At 55.3% G+C, this 16,749-nt stretch carries 15 protein-coding genes and 1 riboswitch; of the genes, 2 read left to right on the top strand and 13 right to left on the bottom strand.

From position 1 onward, the window contains the following. Positions 1-156 precede the first annotated feature (156 nt). From BM181_RS11410 to nikB (BM181_RS11470), 13 genes are all read right to left on the bottom strand, one after another. Positions 157-906 (bottom strand): class I SAM-dependent methyltransferase, encoded by a 750-nt coding sequence (locus BM181_RS11410; protein WP_075445049.1) that lies wholly within the window; start codon positions 904-906, stop codon positions 157-159. Between the two features lie 80 nt (positions 907-986). Beyond that, a complete protein-coding gene (locus BM181_RS11415; protein WP_177207207.1) occupies positions 987-2,540 on the bottom strand; it encodes an ABC transporter substrate-binding protein in 1,554 nt (517 codons plus the stop codon). 87 nt (positions 2,541-2,627) lie between these two features. Then, positions 2,628-3,386 carry an ABC transporter ATP-binding protein gene (locus BM181_RS11420; protein ID WP_075445053.1) on the bottom strand — a complete coding sequence of 253 codons (759 nt, stop codon included), beginning with the start codon at positions 3,384-3,386 and terminating at the stop codon, positions 2,628-2,630. 4 nt (positions 3,387-3,390) lie between these two features. Then, on the bottom strand, positions 3,391-4,170 hold the full coding sequence (locus BM181_RS11425; protein WP_075445055.1) for an ABC transporter ATP-binding protein: 780 nt from the start codon (positions 4,168-4,170) through the stop codon (positions 3,391-3,393). Positions 4,171-4,172: 2 nt separating this feature from the next. Then, positions 4,173-5,021: an ABC transporter permease gene (locus BM181_RS11430; protein ID WP_075445056.1), complete on the bottom strand. Its 849-nt coding sequence runs from the start codon at positions 5,019-5,021 to the stop codon at positions 4,173-4,175. After that, positions 5,018-5,959, bottom strand: a complete 942-nt coding sequence (gene nikB / locus BM181_RS11435) for a nickel ABC transporter permease (RefSeq protein WP_075445058.1) — start codon at positions 5,957-5,959, stop codon at positions 5,018-5,020. The genes BM181_RS11430 and nikB (BM181_RS11435) overlap by 4 nt, the downstream gene beginning before the upstream one ends. An 88-nt stretch (positions 5,960-6,047) precedes the next feature. After that, a complete protein-coding gene (locus BM181_RS11440; RefSeq protein ID WP_371263039.1) occupies positions 6,048-7,364 on the bottom strand; it encodes an MATE family efflux transporter in 1,317 nt (438 codons plus the stop codon). A 113-nt stretch (positions 7,365-7,477) separates the two neighbouring features. Next, a complete protein-coding gene (locus BM181_RS11445) occupies positions 7,478-8,392 on the bottom strand; it encodes a sirohydrochlorin cobaltochelatase (protein WP_075445062.1) in 915 nt (304 codons plus the stop codon). Beyond that, on the bottom strand, positions 8,385-9,242 hold the full coding sequence (locus BM181_RS11450) for an ABC transporter ATP-binding protein (RefSeq protein ID WP_075445064.1): 858 nt from the start codon (positions 9,240-9,242) through the stop codon (positions 8,385-8,387). The genes BM181_RS11445 and BM181_RS11450 overlap by 8 nt, the downstream gene beginning before the upstream one ends. Beyond that, positions 9,235-10,023, bottom strand: coding sequence for an ABC transporter ATP-binding protein (locus BM181_RS11455; protein ID WP_075445066.1), 789 nt, complete (start codon positions 10,021-10,023; stop codon positions 9,235-9,237). The genes BM181_RS11450 and BM181_RS11455 overlap by 8 nt, the downstream gene beginning before the upstream one ends. 10 nt (positions 10,024-10,033) lie before the next feature. Next, complete coding sequence (locus BM181_RS11460) at positions 10,034-11,608, bottom strand: ABC transporter substrate-binding protein (protein WP_075445131.1); 1,575 nt, start codon at positions 11,606-11,608, stop codon at positions 10,034-10,036. Between the two features lie 54 nt (positions 11,609-11,662). Then, positions 11,663-12,478, bottom strand: coding sequence for a nickel transporter permease (gene nikC, locus BM181_RS11465; RefSeq protein WP_075445068.1), 816 nt, complete (start codon positions 12,476-12,478; stop codon positions 11,663-11,665). After that, positions 12,475-13,383 carry a nickel ABC transporter permease gene (nikB, locus tag BM181_RS11470; protein WP_256211372.1) on the bottom strand — a complete coding sequence of 303 codons (909 nt, stop codon included), beginning with the start codon at positions 13,381-13,383 and terminating at the stop codon, positions 12,475-12,477. Before nikB (BM181_RS11470) ends, nikC begins: the two co-directional genes overlap by 4 nt. A 234-nt stretch (positions 13,384-13,617) precedes the next feature. Further along, positions 13,618-13,823, bottom strand: a riboswitch (cobalamin riboswitch). 377 nt (positions 13,824-14,200) lie between these two features. Between nikB (BM181_RS11470) and hydE the strand changes: the two genes are divergently transcribed. Next, positions 14,201-15,277 (top strand): [FeFe] hydrogenase H-cluster radical SAM maturase HydE, encoded by a 1,077-nt coding sequence (gene hydE / locus BM181_RS11475; RefSeq protein ID WP_075445072.1) that lies wholly within the window; start codon positions 14,201-14,203, stop codon positions 15,275-15,277. Then, a complete protein-coding gene (gene hydG / locus BM181_RS11480) occupies positions 15,270-16,685 on the top strand; it encodes a [FeFe] hydrogenase H-cluster radical SAM maturase HydG (RefSeq protein ID WP_075445074.1) in 1,416 nt (471 codons plus the stop codon). The genes hydE and hydG overlap by 8 nt, the downstream gene beginning before the upstream one ends. Positions 16,686-16,749: the final 64 nt, after the last annotated feature.

The raw sequence follows: 16,749 nt of genomic DNA on the forward strand, positions 1-16,749 counted from the left end.
AGCGGAGAAAAAGTGCACCCGCCCCCACCCAAGCTGAGCTGTACCGAGTTTGTTTTAACCACGTACGGACAGATAAACTGCAATTTGATAAAAAATGCCCCCTAAGTCAGATTCCACCTCCGACTTAGAGGGCGTTACATAGTCAACGGATCATTTTTATTTATAGGCATATATCGCAAACAACGGAACATTGTCATAATGCATGGCAGGGTCATTGTGGACCTGTGGCGCGATATCCGCTTCCACCTCCACCTTCATCCCGAGTTCTTGCAGATAACTGGCATCCCAATCGGGACGGCGATGCGTGCTGATACGCACAGCATCCTTGATCCTATTGCACGTATCCACAAGATCCTGGCTGATATTGGCATGGACGTTTTCCTGTTCTTCTTTGCGTGAGAAGGTCTCCAGCCCATAGTCCGAATCGAAATTCATCAAGAGCCCGCCCGGCTTCAATACCCGCCGCCACTGGCGATAAGCCTCCATGGCATCGGGCAGCGTCCAGGTGAGATTGCGGCTCACCACCACATCAAATGCTCCCTCCACAAAATCAGGCTCCTGCGCATCCATCTTCATGAAATGCACCGTAACCCCCGCCGCTAACGCGTTGCATTTTGCTTCGTGCAGCATATCTGCCGACATATCGATGCCGGTTACCTCATGTCCAAGCCGTGCGAGCAGGATGGAAAAGAACCCCGCCCCCGTGCCAACATCGAGAATACGAAGCGGCCGCACCTGCGGCAGCCTTGCCTGCAGCACCTTTGTCCAAGCAGCCGCGCTAGGCCCGGCCAGTTCCTTTAACCGTGTCTGGCTGAAAGCCTGACTGCGCGCATCCCAATAGCTTTCGATTTCCTGCGCCAGTTCCCTATCCTCATTCTGTAGCACGGTCTGCAAAGCTTCCTGCATAACGTGTCCCTCCTCTGTACTATCTCTTCGCTTTCATTGTAGCGGATAACCAGAGGCTGCGTAAGCCCCCCAGGGGGATATCACTCAACATCGAGATCAGCTGTTACCTGATAGTAGTCACAAGCATGCGAAATATAGTTCTTGACATTAGCTTTAGAAATCATGCTCATCTTAAGGAACGAGCAGAACACAAACGCGTGGTCATCGAGCACTACCTGCTGCATCTGCAGGGCCAGCTCGGCGCGCTTGGCCGGATCGAACTCGCGGCTGAGCTGAGCCTCCAGCGCATCGAGTTTCGCACTCTGGTATCTGCCCTGGTTCTTCGTAGCCGTGGATACAGCAAACACCGTAAACCAATATTCCGGATCACCAGTCGGGGCCTGGACATTGGCCATCGCATAGACATCCCATTTCTTCGGATCTTTTACCACCTGATTGTTATCGGCTGTATTGTTGATGTCAACGGCAATGCCGATAGCTTTGAGCGTGGACTGCGCCGACTCAGCCAAGAGCGGCAGCTCCTGGCGGCTCGGATATGTCAGCCATTTGACCACGAGCTTGCGGCCATTCCTTTCGCGGATGCCATCGCCATCGGTATCCACCCAGCCGGCCTGCTCCAGGACCGCCTTGGCAGCCTCCGGATTATATTTCTCAGCCCTTACCTTCTCGCCACCAAAGGCCGAACCGGCAGGGAACACACCATTTGCAGCAAAGCCATTGCCCTCAAGCAGGGTCGTGACAAAATTCTCCTTGTCGATCCCCAGAGCTATGGCCTGGCGCACTGCCGGATCAGCACAGACTGAGTCCGGATCGAAATTCATCTTGCCAAAGAAGCAGCGCGAAGTCGAGATCTGCGAAATCGTGTATTTATCATTGCGGAACAACGGATAGCTCTCATAGGCCATGCCATAAGCAGCCTGCACCTCTCCTGACTGCAGCGCGTTGGCCAGCGTATTGCCGTCCGTGATCGTGCGGATGGTCAGTTTATCGAGCTTCGGCGTGCCGCCCCAATAGTTCTCATTCTTCTTGAGCGTCAGGTGGTCGTCCGGCTTCATATCCGTCACGATGTACGGACCTGTACCGGCAACAATGCCGTTTTCAAAACCAGCTTCCACATCAATGATACAGCCATAGGGATCGCCCAGATAGTTCAACAAGGCCGGTCTTGGCTCAGTCGTCTTGATGATGAGCTCCTGCCCGTTGGCCTCAAGCGAAGCAATCTTGAGGTCCTGCTTGGCGCGCTTGTTCTCCGCAATCAGATGCTCAAGGCACTGCTTTACCGAAGCAGCATCCATCTTGCGGCCGCTCGAATAAGTCACATCATCGCGCAGCGTGATCTTCCAGGTCAGCGGATCGATATTTTCCCACTTCGTCGCCAGCCATGGCTGGATTTCCATATTGTCTGAGTACTTGATGAGCGTCTCACCGATACCATAGCGGATGCACGCCCAGCCTGCATAGGCATTGTGCGGATTGACATCAGGCTCTTCGTTTGAGCTGTTGAAGGTCGTATCACCGATAGTCAGGGTTTTACCGCCTGCATGCTTTGCTGCCTGATTGTCACCACAACCGGCAAAGACACCAAGGCAGAGACTGACACTCACAGCCAATGCCGCCAGTTTTTTCCATTTCATATGTATCATCCTCCTATGTCTACCTTCTGCCAAAGGAAATGGCCCTCATAACGAGGCAAGCGATATGCCTCGGGCAACACAGCAGCGTCATAACACGCTGTCGATAAGCCGTTGCGTATATGTCTGCTGCGGGGCACCGATCACCTCATCCGGCGTGCCTTCCTCGACAATGCGGCCTTCGTGCATGACCAGCACGCGGTCGCAGAAATCCTGCACGAGCGCGATGTCATGGCAGATGAACAGATACGCCAGTGACAGCTCGCGCTGCAGCCGTGCGAGCAGGGCCAGGATATCTGCCTGTACCGTCACATCAAGTGCCGACGTCGCCTCGTCCAGCAGCAAGAGCTTCGGCCGCAGCGCCAGCGCTCTAGCGATAGCCGCGCGCTGGCACTGGCCGCCACTGACCTCATGCGGATAGCGCTGTGCAATCTCCACCTCCAGGCCACACAGCATAAGCAAACGCTCCATCTCCTGCCAGGCTGCCTGCTTCTGCCAGCCAAAGTTCCGCAGCCCCTCAGCAATCCCATCGCCCAAGGTACAGCGCGGATCAAAGCTATCGGCCGGTGACTGGAATACCAGCTGCATATGACGGTAATGCTCGCGCAGCTTGCGGCCGGTCAGCTGCGTGATGTCTGTCCCCTGCAGGAATATCCTGCCAGCGGTCACATCTGTGAGCCGTGCAACCATGCGCGCTATGGTCGTCTTGCCACTGCCACTCTCGCCGATGATGGCGACCTTCTCACCTGCCGCCACGGAAAAACTGACATCATCGACGGCCAGCAACGTCCGCCTGTCATCCACGGGAAACACTTTTCTTAGGTGTTCCACCTGCAATACGGGAACCACTCCATCACCTCCTGAGCTGCGGCACAGCGGCCAGTAGTCTCTGCGTATACTTTGCCTGCGGCCGCAACATCAGCTCCGAGGCGCTGCCGTATTCGACAGCTTCTCCCGCCCGCAGCACGAGCATCTTGTCGGCCATGACGCGGATGACACCGATATTGTGCGTGACCAGCATGATTGCCGTCCCGAAGAGCTCCCGCGCCAACAGCATCTCCTCGATGACTTGCTTCTGCACCGTGACATCGAGAGCAGACGTCGGCTCATCCGCCAGCAGCACCTTCGGGCGCAGCAGCATCGCCGCCGCCACGCCCACGCGCTGCTGCATGCCGCCAGAGAGCTCAAACGGATAGCTTTCCAGAATGCGCCGCGGCTCGCGGAAGCCAAATCTTGCAAACAGCTCCTGCACCTGTTCTTCGAAAAGCTGCGCATCCGTCATGCCATGCGCCTGCATCATCTCCCAGAGCTGCGCCCGCACCGTACGGATAGCGCAGAAGGAACTGCCTGCTGACTGGAAGATCATACCGATATCTGCGCCGCAGAGGCGGCGCAGCTCCTGCGGTACAAGATCTGGCAGGGATTTGCCCTGATACCAGATATCCCCCCGCGTGACAAGGCCATCTTTGCCCAGCAGCCCCATGGCCGCTCGTAGCAGCGTCGATTTGCCGCTGCCGCTCTCGCCAGCGATGCCGAGGATTTCTCCCGGCTGGACACCAAAGCTGATATCATGTAGCACGCATTTGCCATTGTAGCTGACATCTACATGGTCATAGCGAATGATTTCGTTCATGCCTACCTCCTGTTCTTCGGATCGAGCCAGTCACGGACTGTATCACCGAGCAGATTGAAGATCATGACCGAAAGGAAGATCGCAAAGCCTGGCGCCAGCGTCACCCACGGCTGTGTCGCCAGCAGATTGCGCGTATCACTCATCATGCTGCCCCATTCAGGAATCGGTGGCTTGGCACCGAGGCCTAAAAAAGAGAGTCCTGCCAGCTCCATCATCATCGTGCCGATATCGAGCATCGCAGTCACGAGCAACGGCCCGGCAATATTGGGCACTACATGGCGGCAGATCAGCCGCAGGGGCGTGCAGCCCGCCATCTTCGCCGCCTGCATATAAGGGAGCTCCTGCTGGGCAAGCATCTGGCTGCGCGCCAGCCGCGCATACTTGGGCCAGCTGATGGCCGCCAGCGCAAAGATGGCATTATGCACACCACCACCGAGCACCGCAGCCACCGCCAGCGCAAACACGAGTCCGGGGAAAGCCAGGAACATATCGGCCAGACGCATGATGAGCGTATCAATCCACTTCCCCGACCAAGCACAGAAAATCCCGATCAGGCTGCCAAACACGGTGATGAAGCCAACGAGCAGCAAGGTAGAGAAAATACTGGTAAAGCTTCCCGCAATGACACGCGACAGCATATCGCGGCCATAGCGATCCGTGCCCAGCCAGTGCTCCGCTGACGGAGCCGCCTTGGCGATGGCCAGATTCTGCTCATAGGGATCATAGGGACACAATGAGCTGCTGAAGAACGCAGCCAGGATCAACACTCCCGCCAGCCCGCCGAAAAACAGCAAGCGCCGCCGCAAATGATCGCGCCGTACTACCTGCACGCGAACTGTAACCTCACTCATTGGCGGCTCACCCCCAGACGGATGCGCGGATCGAGCCGATGATATAAGAGATCCGTCACCAGATTGACAAAAACATAGATGATGGCCATCCACATGACATACATCTGGATGACTGGATAATCACGCATATTGATGGCGTCCACAGCCATCTTGCCTACGCCATCCCACATGAATATACTCTCAATGATCGCTGTGCCGCCGAGCAGGCTGCCGATGGACAAGGCCAGCAAGGTCATGATGGTCAGCAAAGACGCCTTCATGACGTTCTTCCAGAGGATGATCCTGTCGCTGACGCCACGAGCCATGGCCCCCTGCACATAATCCTTGCCCAACTCCTCAAGCACCGCCGAGCGCACCTGCCGCAGATATTTTGCCGACATGGCGATTGCCAGCGTAAGAGTAGGCATCACAGCGCTCTTCACATCCATGCCGCCCGATATGACCGGCAGCACGCCAAGCTGGATGCCCAGGAACTGCATGAGCAGCATCGCCACAAAGAAATTCGGCATCGCATTGCCGATGAAACTGACGAACCGCAGCACAGAATCCACGGTCTTATCGCGCTGGACGGCCGCCGCGATTCCACAGGGAAGCGAAATGACGACCGTCAGCACCACCGAGAGCACGGTCAGCAGCAAGGTCGCCGGCAGTTTGCGCAAGAACGCCGCAAACACCGCCTCGCCAGTGACATAGCTCACCCCCATATCCCCATGGAGCAGTGACCATAGCCAGTGCAGATACTGCTCGAAGAATGGTCGATTGAGCCCAAGCTCCTCACGCCGTGCATCGATGACCTCCTGCGCGACCTCGATACCACGGTTCGTATAGAGCTCCGTCACTGCATCACTGCCCGCCATATACATGAGCAGGAACGATAGAAAAGTAATCCCCAGCAGAATGGGAATCAACTGCAAGAACCTTTTAAGGGCATAATCCATCCCCGTTATTGCCTCCTAACCACCATGCTTACAAGAATAAAGCAGTACAACACATGCTGTACTGCCATCAATAATCTGTCTTTTCACATTATATATGATTCTCCAGCGGCTGCGTAAGCCCCCCAGGGGGATTCTTTGCCAATTTCCAGGTCAGGAATGACGCACAGCCAGCGCGCAAGCTTTGGTCGAGGAACACCGCCAGCCAGGCACCAGCCAATCCCATATCGAGCGTATAGAGCAGGAACGCCGTGATAAGCGGGCGCAGGACAGCGATGCTGACAAAGGAATAGGCCGCCACCTGTGCAGAACGGCCACTGCCACGCAGGATACCAGCGCAGACCATCTGCTGCGCTTCCGGAAAACTCAGCACAGCCACAAAGAGCAGCACCATAGCCCCCAGCGGCAGCATGGCTGCCTCCTGCGAATACAGGCAGAATATCTGCTCACGGAACACCACCGTGAGCAGGCAGGCCGCCAGCGAGAAGACCAAGCTCCATTTGACGCCTATGCCCAAGCTGATGCGCCAGCCGCCCCAATCCTGCCGGCCTTTGGCCTGACCAGCCAGCACCGTACTGGCCTTCCCCAGCCCACCGGCAAAGCAGTAATAAAAATCGCAGAAATTCATGCAGATGGCATGCACCGCATACGGGATTGTGCCGAGCTCAGCCACCATGCGGGTATAGAGTACCATACCTGCCCGCTCAAAACCCTGCTCAGAGAAGATACTGCCAAAAACAGGCAGCATCTGTCGGAAATAGGCAGCATTCGGCAGGAAACTGCCACGCAGGAGGCCCTGCCGCCACAGGCTGTACACTACTACCGCCAGCGTATAGAGCGTGCCGGCAAGCGTGCCAATGGCTGCTCCGCGCACACCAAGAGCCGGAAAAGGCCCCAACCCGAAAATCAGCAACGCATTGACCACGAGATTCAGTACATTTCCCTGCAGATTCGTCCGCAATACGGTCCCCGTCTGCCCAAAGCCCAACTGCAGGGCCTGCAGGATAGCCGTCAATGACGTCACATAGACTGCCGCCAGCGCGATCCAGCCATAATCAAGAGCCAGCGCCAGGTACTCGGGCGCCGCTCCCATCCAAAGCAACAGCGATGGCAGGTATGCGCCAAAGAGCATATGCAGTCCCAACAGTACGAATGCCCCCAAGCCCAGCGACTGCCGCATGATTGCAGCGGCCTGTTCCCGTCTGCCTCCGCCAAAGTGCTCCGCCGTGAGCACGGTAACCGCCGAAGCCAGCGACCGCGCAACCGTCAGCAGCATCATGCGCGGCTGCGTGAAAATGCTTACGGCTGCAATCGCCGCCGTTCCGAGCACACCGACCATGATGAGGTCCACCGAACTCAGCAGGATCATGAAGACGCCTTCCCAAGCGGCCGGCATCGCCAGCTGCAAGTATTTCCTATCCGCTTGTGTCCATAAATATCTTTGTATCATAATACCTTTAGCATACCGATATCCCAGCGCTTCTGTAAGCCCCCCTGGGGGATATATCTTTTTCCCAGCTTCTACTCACTTGCTTCCCTCTGCAATACAGACCAGCATTCTCTGACCCGTGCCCGATAAAGGCTGCGGATGACCGGATTCTCTCCCATGCCATGAAGATACGCATCAACAGCAAATCCCTGTGCCTCCAGCTGTGATTTATGCGAATCTTCTTCAGCGCCGGCCATATCCTGGCAGGCATGATTGCCCGCCACCAGCATCAGCGGCAACAAGGTGATATGACGGACATCCTGCTGCCGCAGCTGCGGAATGACATCGTCCAGCCGCGGCCACCCCTCTACCGTGTAGACAAAGGCGCGCGGCCACCCTTGCTGCCATAGCTTCAGCTGCATGATGCCATGATAGGCGTTCGCCAGATGCGGCGAACCATGCGCCAGCAGCAGCACAGCATCCTGCCGTCCCAACGGCGGAAACACCTTGCTCACAGCCCGCATGACATCACCAACATCATCCGGTTTCCCCCGCTGTCCCTGCCAGTACATCAACGGTGTTCCCAGTACCATCCGTTTGGTTTGCGGACTGTATTCCCTCCACAACTCCAATGCGTAATGATACTCAATCCCCGGCAGAACATCCGTCGTGATCATAGCAATAGAATTATATCCTGCTGCCAACAGCTGCTGCAGCGCTTCCTCTGGCAATGGATAATGGATCCCTTCCCTTTCCCGGATGCGCCGCACGACAAGGTGCGAGGTCAATGCCGATACCACATGGATTCCTGGATACTCAGCCTGTATTTCCGCCACCAGCGTATCGATAGTCTTCGCCCGTGTCCCGGCATAAGTCGTGCCAAAGCTCAGGACAAGGATTGCTGCTTTGATAGCTTCCCCCTGGCGGGCCGTATCATCATAGCATCTCATGCCAAGCTCAGCCGCCCGTGCCAGTGCCGCCGAATAGCGCGCAAGACCTTCAGACATACGCCACCTCCTGCTGTTCCCCGCACGTCAAAGGACTGCCGCTTCGAGCTGACAAGTCAACGTCACGGGAATGTACCGAAAACACCGAACGCAGCAAGGCCTGCGTATACGGGTGCTGCACTTCCGTCAATTTCTCTCCTGGCAGCTGCTCCACTACCCGGCCCTGCTTCATGACTATCACTTGATGGCTGAACAGGCTGACCAAAGCCAAGTCATGGCAAATGAACAGATAGGTGAGCCCCTTTTCCCGCTGCAATCTCACCAATAGCCGGATCACACTGTCCTGTACCGACACATCCAGTGCACTGGTCGCTTCATCACAGATGATGATTTCAGGTTCAAGCGCCAATGCCCGCGCAATAGCCACGCGTTGGCGCTGGCCGCCACTCAGGCTATGCGGGTAGCGGTCAGCAAAATCCGCCGGCAGTTCCACCAGCTGCAGCAGTGCGCGTGCTCGCTCTGCCACCTCCTGGCGGCGGATCACCTCAAAGCTCAGCAGCGGCTCACAGATGATATCCTTGACCTTCATTTTCGGATTGAATGCCGTAGCGGGATCCTGGAAGATCATCTGGATATGACGATAATTTTGACGTTTTGCTTCACCGCGGAGGCTCGTGATATCCGCCCCGCGGAACAATACCTGACCGGCCTCTGGGGTATATAGCCCCATGATCGTACGCGCCAAGGTTGATTTTCCGCTGCCGGACTCGCCGACAATAGCCGTTGTCTCCCCTTTGCGGATAGCGATGCTGATATCATCACACGCCTTCAGCCGTCCGCCAGCCGGCAGCGGAAACTCCTTGGTGATATGCTCCACGCGCATCAATACCGGCTCTGCTGTCTCAGACATACCGCACCCCTCCGATCTCTGGCACTGCTGCCAGCAACTTCTTAGTATATGCCGTCTGCGGCTTGTCCAGGATCGATGCTGCGGAGCCATATTCCATCACCTTGCCCCCGGCCATGACCATCAATTTGTCTGCCATACAAGCCGCCACACCAATATTATGGGTAACCATGACCAGCGCCGTTCCCGAATCGCGTACCACCTGCATCAGCTCGCGTACAATCTGCGCCTGTGTCGTCACATCCAGTGCCGACGTCGGCTCATCAGCCAGCAGCAGCTGCGGATGGAAGGCAATGGCCATGGCAATGCCGACACGCTGACGCATACCACCAGACAACTCGAAGGTATATGAAGCCATGATGCTGTCGGGATCCGGCAAATGCATCCGCCCCAGCAGATCCTTGGCCATTTCATCAGCCTCCGTATCCTGCATATCGCTATGGGTCTGGAGATACTCGCGGAACTGGTGTCCAATCGTCTGGACCGGATTCATCATGTTGCCACTATCCTGAAATATCATGGCCATCTCCTTGCCCCGCAGGCGCCGCCATTCCTCTGCGCTCAAGTGCCCCAGATCCTGCCCGGCGAAGTTAATCTGGCCACGGCTTATCCGGCCCGTTCCGGGCAGGACACCGAGTATCGAGCGTATGACCGAGGTCTTGCCACTGCCAGACTCACCGACAATAGCCAGCACCTCACCTGCCGCCAGGGAAAGCTCCACATCCTGCACCGTCGGCGCACTGTCCCCATAGGAAATATCCAGATCCTTGATTTCTAACAACATGGATATCTCCTTACTTTCCTGCCGGCTTGATAAGATCCGTGACCCAGTAATAATCCGACGGATACATCTTCACACCGGCAAGTGCCGTACTGCTGATGATATTGGTCTGCGGATAGCCCAGGAATAATGCGGCACTGTCATTCAGGATGATCTGCTGGATTTCGATGATCAGCTGACGGCGCTTGGATTTATCAAATTCCACGGCCAACGCATTGAACTTCGCATCCAGGGCAGGATTGCTATAGCCAGAACCATTCTGCGGATTTTCCCCATGGAAGTTGGATTTCCAGTACCAGGACAGATAAATTTCCGGGTCTCCCGTGTTGGCCGTCGTGATATTGGAAATCAACAGATCATATTCCCCTTTGATCCCCATTTGATCCACCAGGTTGTAGTCCACATTCTTGATCTGGATATCAAAGCCCAGCTTCTTGAGGTCTGCCTGCACAGCCTCCGCATACAGCGGCAGCTCAGCCCGGCTGTTGTAGATAACAAAGTCCAGCTTGAGCGGCTGGCCATCCTTTTCGCGGATCCCATCACCATCGCTATCTCTCCAGCCGGCCTCATCAAGCAGACGGGCAGCACGCTCCGGATCATAGGCATTCGGGTCAGTGAGCTGATCGAACCCATAATCCATGGACGGCGGCACCGGCGCCTTGCCTGCCATGAACGTCCCTTTCAGCAGCACTTTGTTATAGGTTTCGCGATCACAGCCACAGATGAGCGCAGCGCGCACCTTCGGATCTTTGAGTATCCCTTTCTGGTTCAGACGGGCCAATACCGTACGCAGGGACGAGATCTCGTCTACCACATACTGGCTATTGTTGCGGAAGGTGTCGATATCGCCAGCTGCGATATTCACAGCCATATCCACGTCCCCGGACTGCAAGGCCATGGCCCGGGTATTGGGATCATCGATGCTCGGGATCTCCACCGTCTCAAACGGCACCTCACCAGCCCAATAGTTGGGATTCTTCTTCATGACAGCTTTTTCTTTGACAAAGGACTCTACCATATACGGGCCGGTACAGATGGGGCCTTCCTTGGCAAAATCACGGCTAGCCTCGGCCTTCGTATCCACCACGATGAACAATGGATCTGCCAGGAAGCCCATGAGATTGGGCATTGGTTTTTCCGTCGTTATGATGAGGTTCTGGCCTTCGGCCCGGATTTCCTTATACTTGAAGAATGTCTCCGCACGATTGTTCTTGGCAAAAACGCGTTCCAGTGATGCCTTGACAGCCTCGGCCGTCAGTTCATCCCCATTGGAGAATTTCACGCCATCGCGGATCTTGATGGTCCATGTCAGATGGTCGTCACTGATTGACCAGTTCTCCGCCAGCCACGGCTGCACATTCATCTTCTCATCAAACTTTGTCAGGCACTCACCCAGACCATAGCGCATGACTACCCAGCCAAAATAGTTCTGCGTCGGCTCCAGGGTATCAGCAAAATTCGTCACACCAACCTTCAGTATGCCCTTCTGCACCGACTCATTGCCAGCCGTACTACCGCAGCCAGCAATCAGCGCAGCAGCGGCAATCCCGCACAAGCCCACGCTTACAGCCCGCCAAAGTTTCTTCATTCTGCTTTTTTCCATGAAAATATCATCCTCTCCACAACATGACTAAATCACATCTCAGTTCTGACGCGGATCCAAAACATCGCGCAAATTGTCTCCCCACAGGTTGAACACCGCAACTACCAAAAAGATAGCCAAGCCTGGATAAACCATCAGCCACGGTGCCGATTGGATATATTGCCGCCCTTCATTGAGCATTAATCCCCACTCTGGTATTGGCGGCTGAGCCCCAAAGCCCAAAAACGACAGCCCTGCAATCTCCATCATCATCGTGCCGATATCCATCGCCGCCGTGATGACTACCAGCGGCAACGTATTCGGCAGGATATGGCGCCACAAGATCATCGGCGTCCGCGTGCCGCTGAGACGGGCCGCCAGCACAAAATCCTGCTGCCGGAGCTTGAGCACCAGACTGCGCACCAGGCGCGCATATTTCGCCCAGCTTACCACCAGCAGCGCCATGATGGTATTGATGATACTGCCACCAAGTATTCCCGCAATGGCAATCGCCAGCACAATCCCAGGGAATGACAGCATCATATCCGCCAGCCGCATGAAGACCATCTCCACACGGCCGCCAAAATAACCGGCCAATGTGCCTACCAGCGACCCCGTCAAAGCCACCAGTACCACCAGGCAGAGCGTCATAAACAACGACGTCTGCGTGCCGCAGATGATCCGCGAAAAAATATCGCGGCCCAGCTTATCCGTCCCCAGCCAATGCTCAGCCGACGATGGCTGCAAGGCCAGCTGCATATTGCTGGCCAGCGGATCTTGCGGTGTCAGGTAAGGAGCAAACAATGCCACCAGCACGATAAGTGACACCAGCGCCGTATAAAAGGAAAACAACTTGTGCTCCCAAATAAGCGTCATCTTCGTACCTCCCTTCTAAGGCGCGGATTCAGATAAGTATACGACAGATCGACCAAAAAATTGATGGACATATAGACCAGGGAAATCCAAAGGACAAAGCCCTCGATAAGCGGATAATCACGCATCGTGATAGCCCGCACCGCCATGTTGCCGATCCCCGGCCATGAAAACACGATTTCGACTACGGCTACACCGCCTAGCAGCCACCCCATCGACATCCCCAACAACGTGATCAATGGCAACATCGCATTGGGTAGGACATGTTTCCAAAGGATTGCCATCTCCGACAATCCCCGAGCCCTGATTCCCGTGACATAGTCTTGATTCAGTTCTTCCAATACCACCGTACGGACCTGCCGCATGTATTTCGATGACATATAGATTGCCAGTGTCAAAGCAGGCAGCACGATTCCCGCCGCCGTGACTTCCGACTGCGCAATGGGAAACAGGCGCAGCTTCAAACCGAATACATATAGCAGCAACAATCCCAGCCAAAAACTTGGCATCGATACACCGATAAAGGACACCCCCCGCACGAGATGGTCTGGCAGCCTGTTCCGCTTCACAGCCGATAAGATCCCCAGCGGCAGCGAAATCAGCACCACCAGGACCATCGTGACAAATGCCAGAAGCAACGTCCCTTTGAACCCCTCCAGCAATTTTGCTGTAACCGGTTTCTTCGCAGAGTAAGACATACCCATATCTCCCTGCAAAACACCAGCCGCCCAATTCCCATACTGGACCAGGAACGGCTTATCGAGCCCCAGCTCATGCCGCGTCTGAGCCAGCGTCTCCTCCGACACGATTGTATCCGAAGCTTCCAGCAGCATCGAAGCCGGATCACCAGGTGCCAGCCAGGTCAGGCAAAAAGTCAGGAAGCTGACACCAATGACCGTCACCACCATCTGCAAAAGGCGGCTCCCATATGATTGCAACCACAACATCTCCCTCTCACCTCCACAAACAGATAAAAACCAATATCACGGAACTCTTATCCATAAACAGCGTCCCTCTTCTCCCTTCCCCGCCCGCACACCGGACAGGCATAAAAAAAACCTGTCTGCAAAATGCAGACAGGCCAGGAATATCCAGAGCACGAATCTCCTCCGAAAATCCCCTCCCTATCGCTCGCAGGTCAAACGGTGATTGTCAATCAGGCAGTTCTCCTGGCTCCAGTTCATCATGATTGCTGCGCCTTCCCAAGAAAATCATTCCTCAGTGACCGGGATACCCTCAAAAGTGGCATCCACGAAGCAGCATCACTCGCTGTTACAGTGGCGGGACCGCGCCGGACTTTACCGGCTTCCCTATTAAGTCTTGCGACACCTGATCCATACTTTATGATATTGCATATCATATGCAAAAATATGCGAAAACATTGTGATTATACCATTTTCTGAACTGCGTGTCAAAACTAGACAATTCCCCTAAACCGCTTAAAAATTATGTTTTTATCCCCCCGGGGAGCTTCACACCCCCATTAATATTTTTTATAATAAAACTAATCGTAAGATATATTCCATTCACTAATCCAGAGGCTCAACTGTTTTAGCTGGAATGTATATGCAGAGAATAACTTCCCGTTTGTCTACTGCAATATATAGACGCCGTGCATCAGTATGATTATTATCAATGGATACGATGCACGGCGTCTTATTTCCCTATTTTTCGTGTTATAATGAAAAAACAACGACTACTTCAGCAACCATCCGAGGCTAGACTATGAACAGGAAAAACTTGCTTGACCAGTTGGCTCATACCCATACCCTCGCCTTCGAAGACTTCATCGATCTGCTTGCACACCAAGATGAAGAATTGCAGGCATACGCAGCCGGACTGGCCGTCAAAACAACACAGCGCTATTACGGCAACAAGGTTTTCAGCCGCGGCCTGATCGAATTCACGAACATCTGCCAAAACAACTGCTATTACTGCGGCATCCGTGCCAGCAATGAAAACGTCCAGCGGTACCGGCTGAGTGATGAACAGATCCTGCAATGTGCCGCCACCGGCTATGAACTGGGCTTCCGCACCTTCGTCCTGCAAGGCGGCGAGGATCCCTACTACACCGACGACAGGATCTGCCATCTGGTGCAGCAGCTCAAGTACAAGCATCCCGATTGCGCCATCACCTTGTCCATTGGCGAAAAGAGCCCAGAAAGCTATAAGCGCTACCGGCAGGCAGGGGCCGAGCGCTACCTTCTGCGCCATGAAACCGCAACGCCTGCGCATTACCATAAGCTCCACCCGCCGTCCATGAGTGCCGAAAACCGCTACGGCTGTCTCCGTACCTTGAAAGCGCTCGGTTTCCAGACGGGCGCCGGCTTCATGGTCGGCTCACCATGGCAGACATCGGAAGATCTGGCCCGCGACCTCATCTTCCTCCACGAGCTTCAGCCGGAGATGGTAGGCATCGGCCCCTTCATCCCCGCCGCAGGAACACCGTTTGCCCAGCAGCCAGCCGGCACCTTAGACCAGACGCTGTTCCTGCTGAGCCTCATCCGGCTGCTGCTGCCAGAAGTGCTGCTGCCAGCCACCACGGCCTTGGGCACAATCGATCCCCGCGGCCGCGAAAAGGGCATCCTGGCTGGTGCCAACGTAGTCATGCCCAACCTTTCCCCCCGGAACGTCCGGGCAAAATACCAGCTTTACGACAACAAGATCTGCACGGGCGAAGAAGCTGCTGAATGCATTGTCTGCCTAACCAAGCGAATTGAATCCGTCGGCCGTGAGCTGGCCGTCGACCGTGGCGACAATGTCCGCTATATGAAAATGAAGGAGGAACCCTACTGTGTATAATCCCAAATCGAGCAAAGCCGCAGAATTCATCGACCACGAGGAAATCCTCGCCTCCCTTGAATATGCTGACCAAAACAAGAACAATGCTGAACTCATCGATTCCATCCTCGCGAAAGCCAAGGAATGCAAAGGCCTTGACCATCGCGAAGCATCGGTTCTATTGGCCTGTGAGATCCCCGAAAAAAATGAGGAAATCTTCAAGCTTGCCGAAGACATCAAAAAACAGTTCTACGGCAACCGCATCGTGCTGTTCGCCCCGCTTTATCTGTCCAATTACTGCATAAACGGCTGCGTCTACTGCCCGTACCACGGGATCAATAAAACCATCCCGCGCGTAAAGCTTACGCAGGAGCAGATTCGCGACGAAGTCATCGCTCTGCAGGATATGGGCCACAAACGCCTGGCCATCGAAGCCGGCGAAGATCCGGTCAACAACCCGATTGAATATATCCTCGAATCCATCCATACAATCTACTCGGTCAAGCACAAAAACGGCGCCATCCGCCGCGTCAACGTCAATATCGCCGCCACGACAGTGGAGAATTACCGCAAGCTCCACGAAGCTGGCATCGGCACCTACATCCTGTTCCAGGAGACCTACCACAAGGATTCCTATGAGAAGCTCCATCCAACGGGACCGAAACACGACTACGCCTACCACACCGAAGCCATGGACCGCGCCATGGAAGGCGGCATCGACGACGTCGGCCTTGGTGTACTCTTTGGCCTAGACAAATACCGCTACGAATACGCTGGCCTTTTGATGCATGCGGAACATCTCGAAGCCACCTTCGGCGTTGGCCCCCACACGATTTCCGTGCCGCGCATCTGCCCGGCTGACGATATCGATGTCAACACCTTCAGCAACGCCATCGACGACGATATCTTCGCCAAGATCGTTGCCTGCATAAGGATTGCCGTTCCCTACACGGGCATGATTGTCTCGACGCGCGAATCCCAGAAATCCCGCGAACGTGTCCTGCACTTGGGCATCTCCCAGATTTCCGGCGGCTCCCGCACCTCCGTCGGCGGCTACACCCAGGAGGAACGCCCCGACGAGACAGCACAGTTCGATGTCTCGGATACCCGCAGCCTCGACGAAGTCATGAAATGGCTCATCGACATGGACTACGTTCCTTCCTTCTGCACCGCCTGCTACCGCGAAGGCCGCACCGGCGACCGCTTCATGGCTCTCTGCAAAGCAAAGCAGATCCAGAACTGCTGCCTGCCCAACGCCCTGATGACCCTGAAGGAATATCTCGAGGATTATGCCTCCCCGGAAACGAAAGCTGCCGGCGAGAAACTGATTGCGAAAAACATCCCCGATGTAACCAATCCCGCCGCCCGCAAGACTCTGGCCGAACGCCTGCAGAAAATCGAACAGGGCGAACGCGACTTCCGTTTCTAAGCCTATAATGGATTCATGAAAACGCCCCTATAACTGAGCTTCAATGCTCAGTTATAGGGGCGTT

The organism is Pseudoselenomonas ruminantium (assembly GCF_900113715.1).
Taxonomy (GTDB): Bacteria; Bacillota; Negativicutes; order Selenomonadales; family Selenomonadaceae; genus Selenomonas_A; species Selenomonas_A caprae.

What these genes read in the sequence shown, in the direction of transcription:
- BM181_RS11410 (WP_075445049.1), bottom strand. Translation starts at nt 906, where the DNA reads ATGCAGGAAGCTTTGCAGACCGTGCTACAGAATGAGGATAGGGAACTG.
- BM181_RS11415 (WP_177207207.1), bottom strand. Translation starts at nt 2,540, where the DNA reads ATGAAATGGAAAAAACTGGCGGCATTGGCTGTGAGTGTCAGTCTCTGC.
- BM181_RS11425 (WP_075445055.1), bottom strand. Translation starts at nt 4,170, where the DNA reads ATGAACGAAATCATTCGCTATGACCATGTAGATGTCAGCTACAATGGC.
- BM181_RS11430 (WP_075445056.1), bottom strand. Translation starts at nt 5,021, where the DNA reads ATGAGTGAGGTTACAGTTCGCGTGCAGGTAGTACGGCGCGATCATTTG.
- nikB (WP_075445058.1), bottom strand. Translation starts at nt 5,959, where the DNA reads ATGGATTATGCCCTTAAAAGGTTCTTGCAGTTGATTCCCATTCTGCTG.
- BM181_RS11445 (WP_075445062.1), bottom strand. Translation starts at nt 8,392, where the DNA reads ATGTCTGAAGGTCTTGCGCGCTATTCGGCGGCACTGGCACGGGCGGCT.
- BM181_RS11450 (WP_075445064.1), bottom strand. Translation starts at nt 9,242, where the DNA reads ATGTCTGAGACAGCAGAGCCGGTATTGATGCGCGTGGAGCATATCACC.
- BM181_RS11455 (WP_075445066.1), bottom strand. Translation starts at nt 10,023, where the DNA reads ATGTTGTTAGAAATCAAGGATCTGGATATTTCCTATGGGGACAGTGCG.
- BM181_RS11460 (WP_075445131.1), bottom strand. Translation starts at nt 11,608, where the DNA reads ATGAAGAAACTTTGGCGGGCTGTAAGCGTGGGCTTGTGCGGGATTGCC.
- nikC (WP_075445068.1), bottom strand. Translation starts at nt 12,478, where the DNA reads ATGACGCTTATTTGGGAGCACAAGTTGTTTTCCTTTTATACGGCGCTG.
- nikB (WP_256211372.1), bottom strand. Translation starts at nt 13,383, where the DNA reads ATGGTGGTGACGGTCATTGGTGTCAGCTTCCTGACTTTTTGCCTGACC.
- hydE (WP_075445072.1), top strand. Translation starts at nt 14,201, where the DNA reads ATGAACAGGAAAAACTTGCTTGACCAGTTGGCTCATACCCATACCCTC.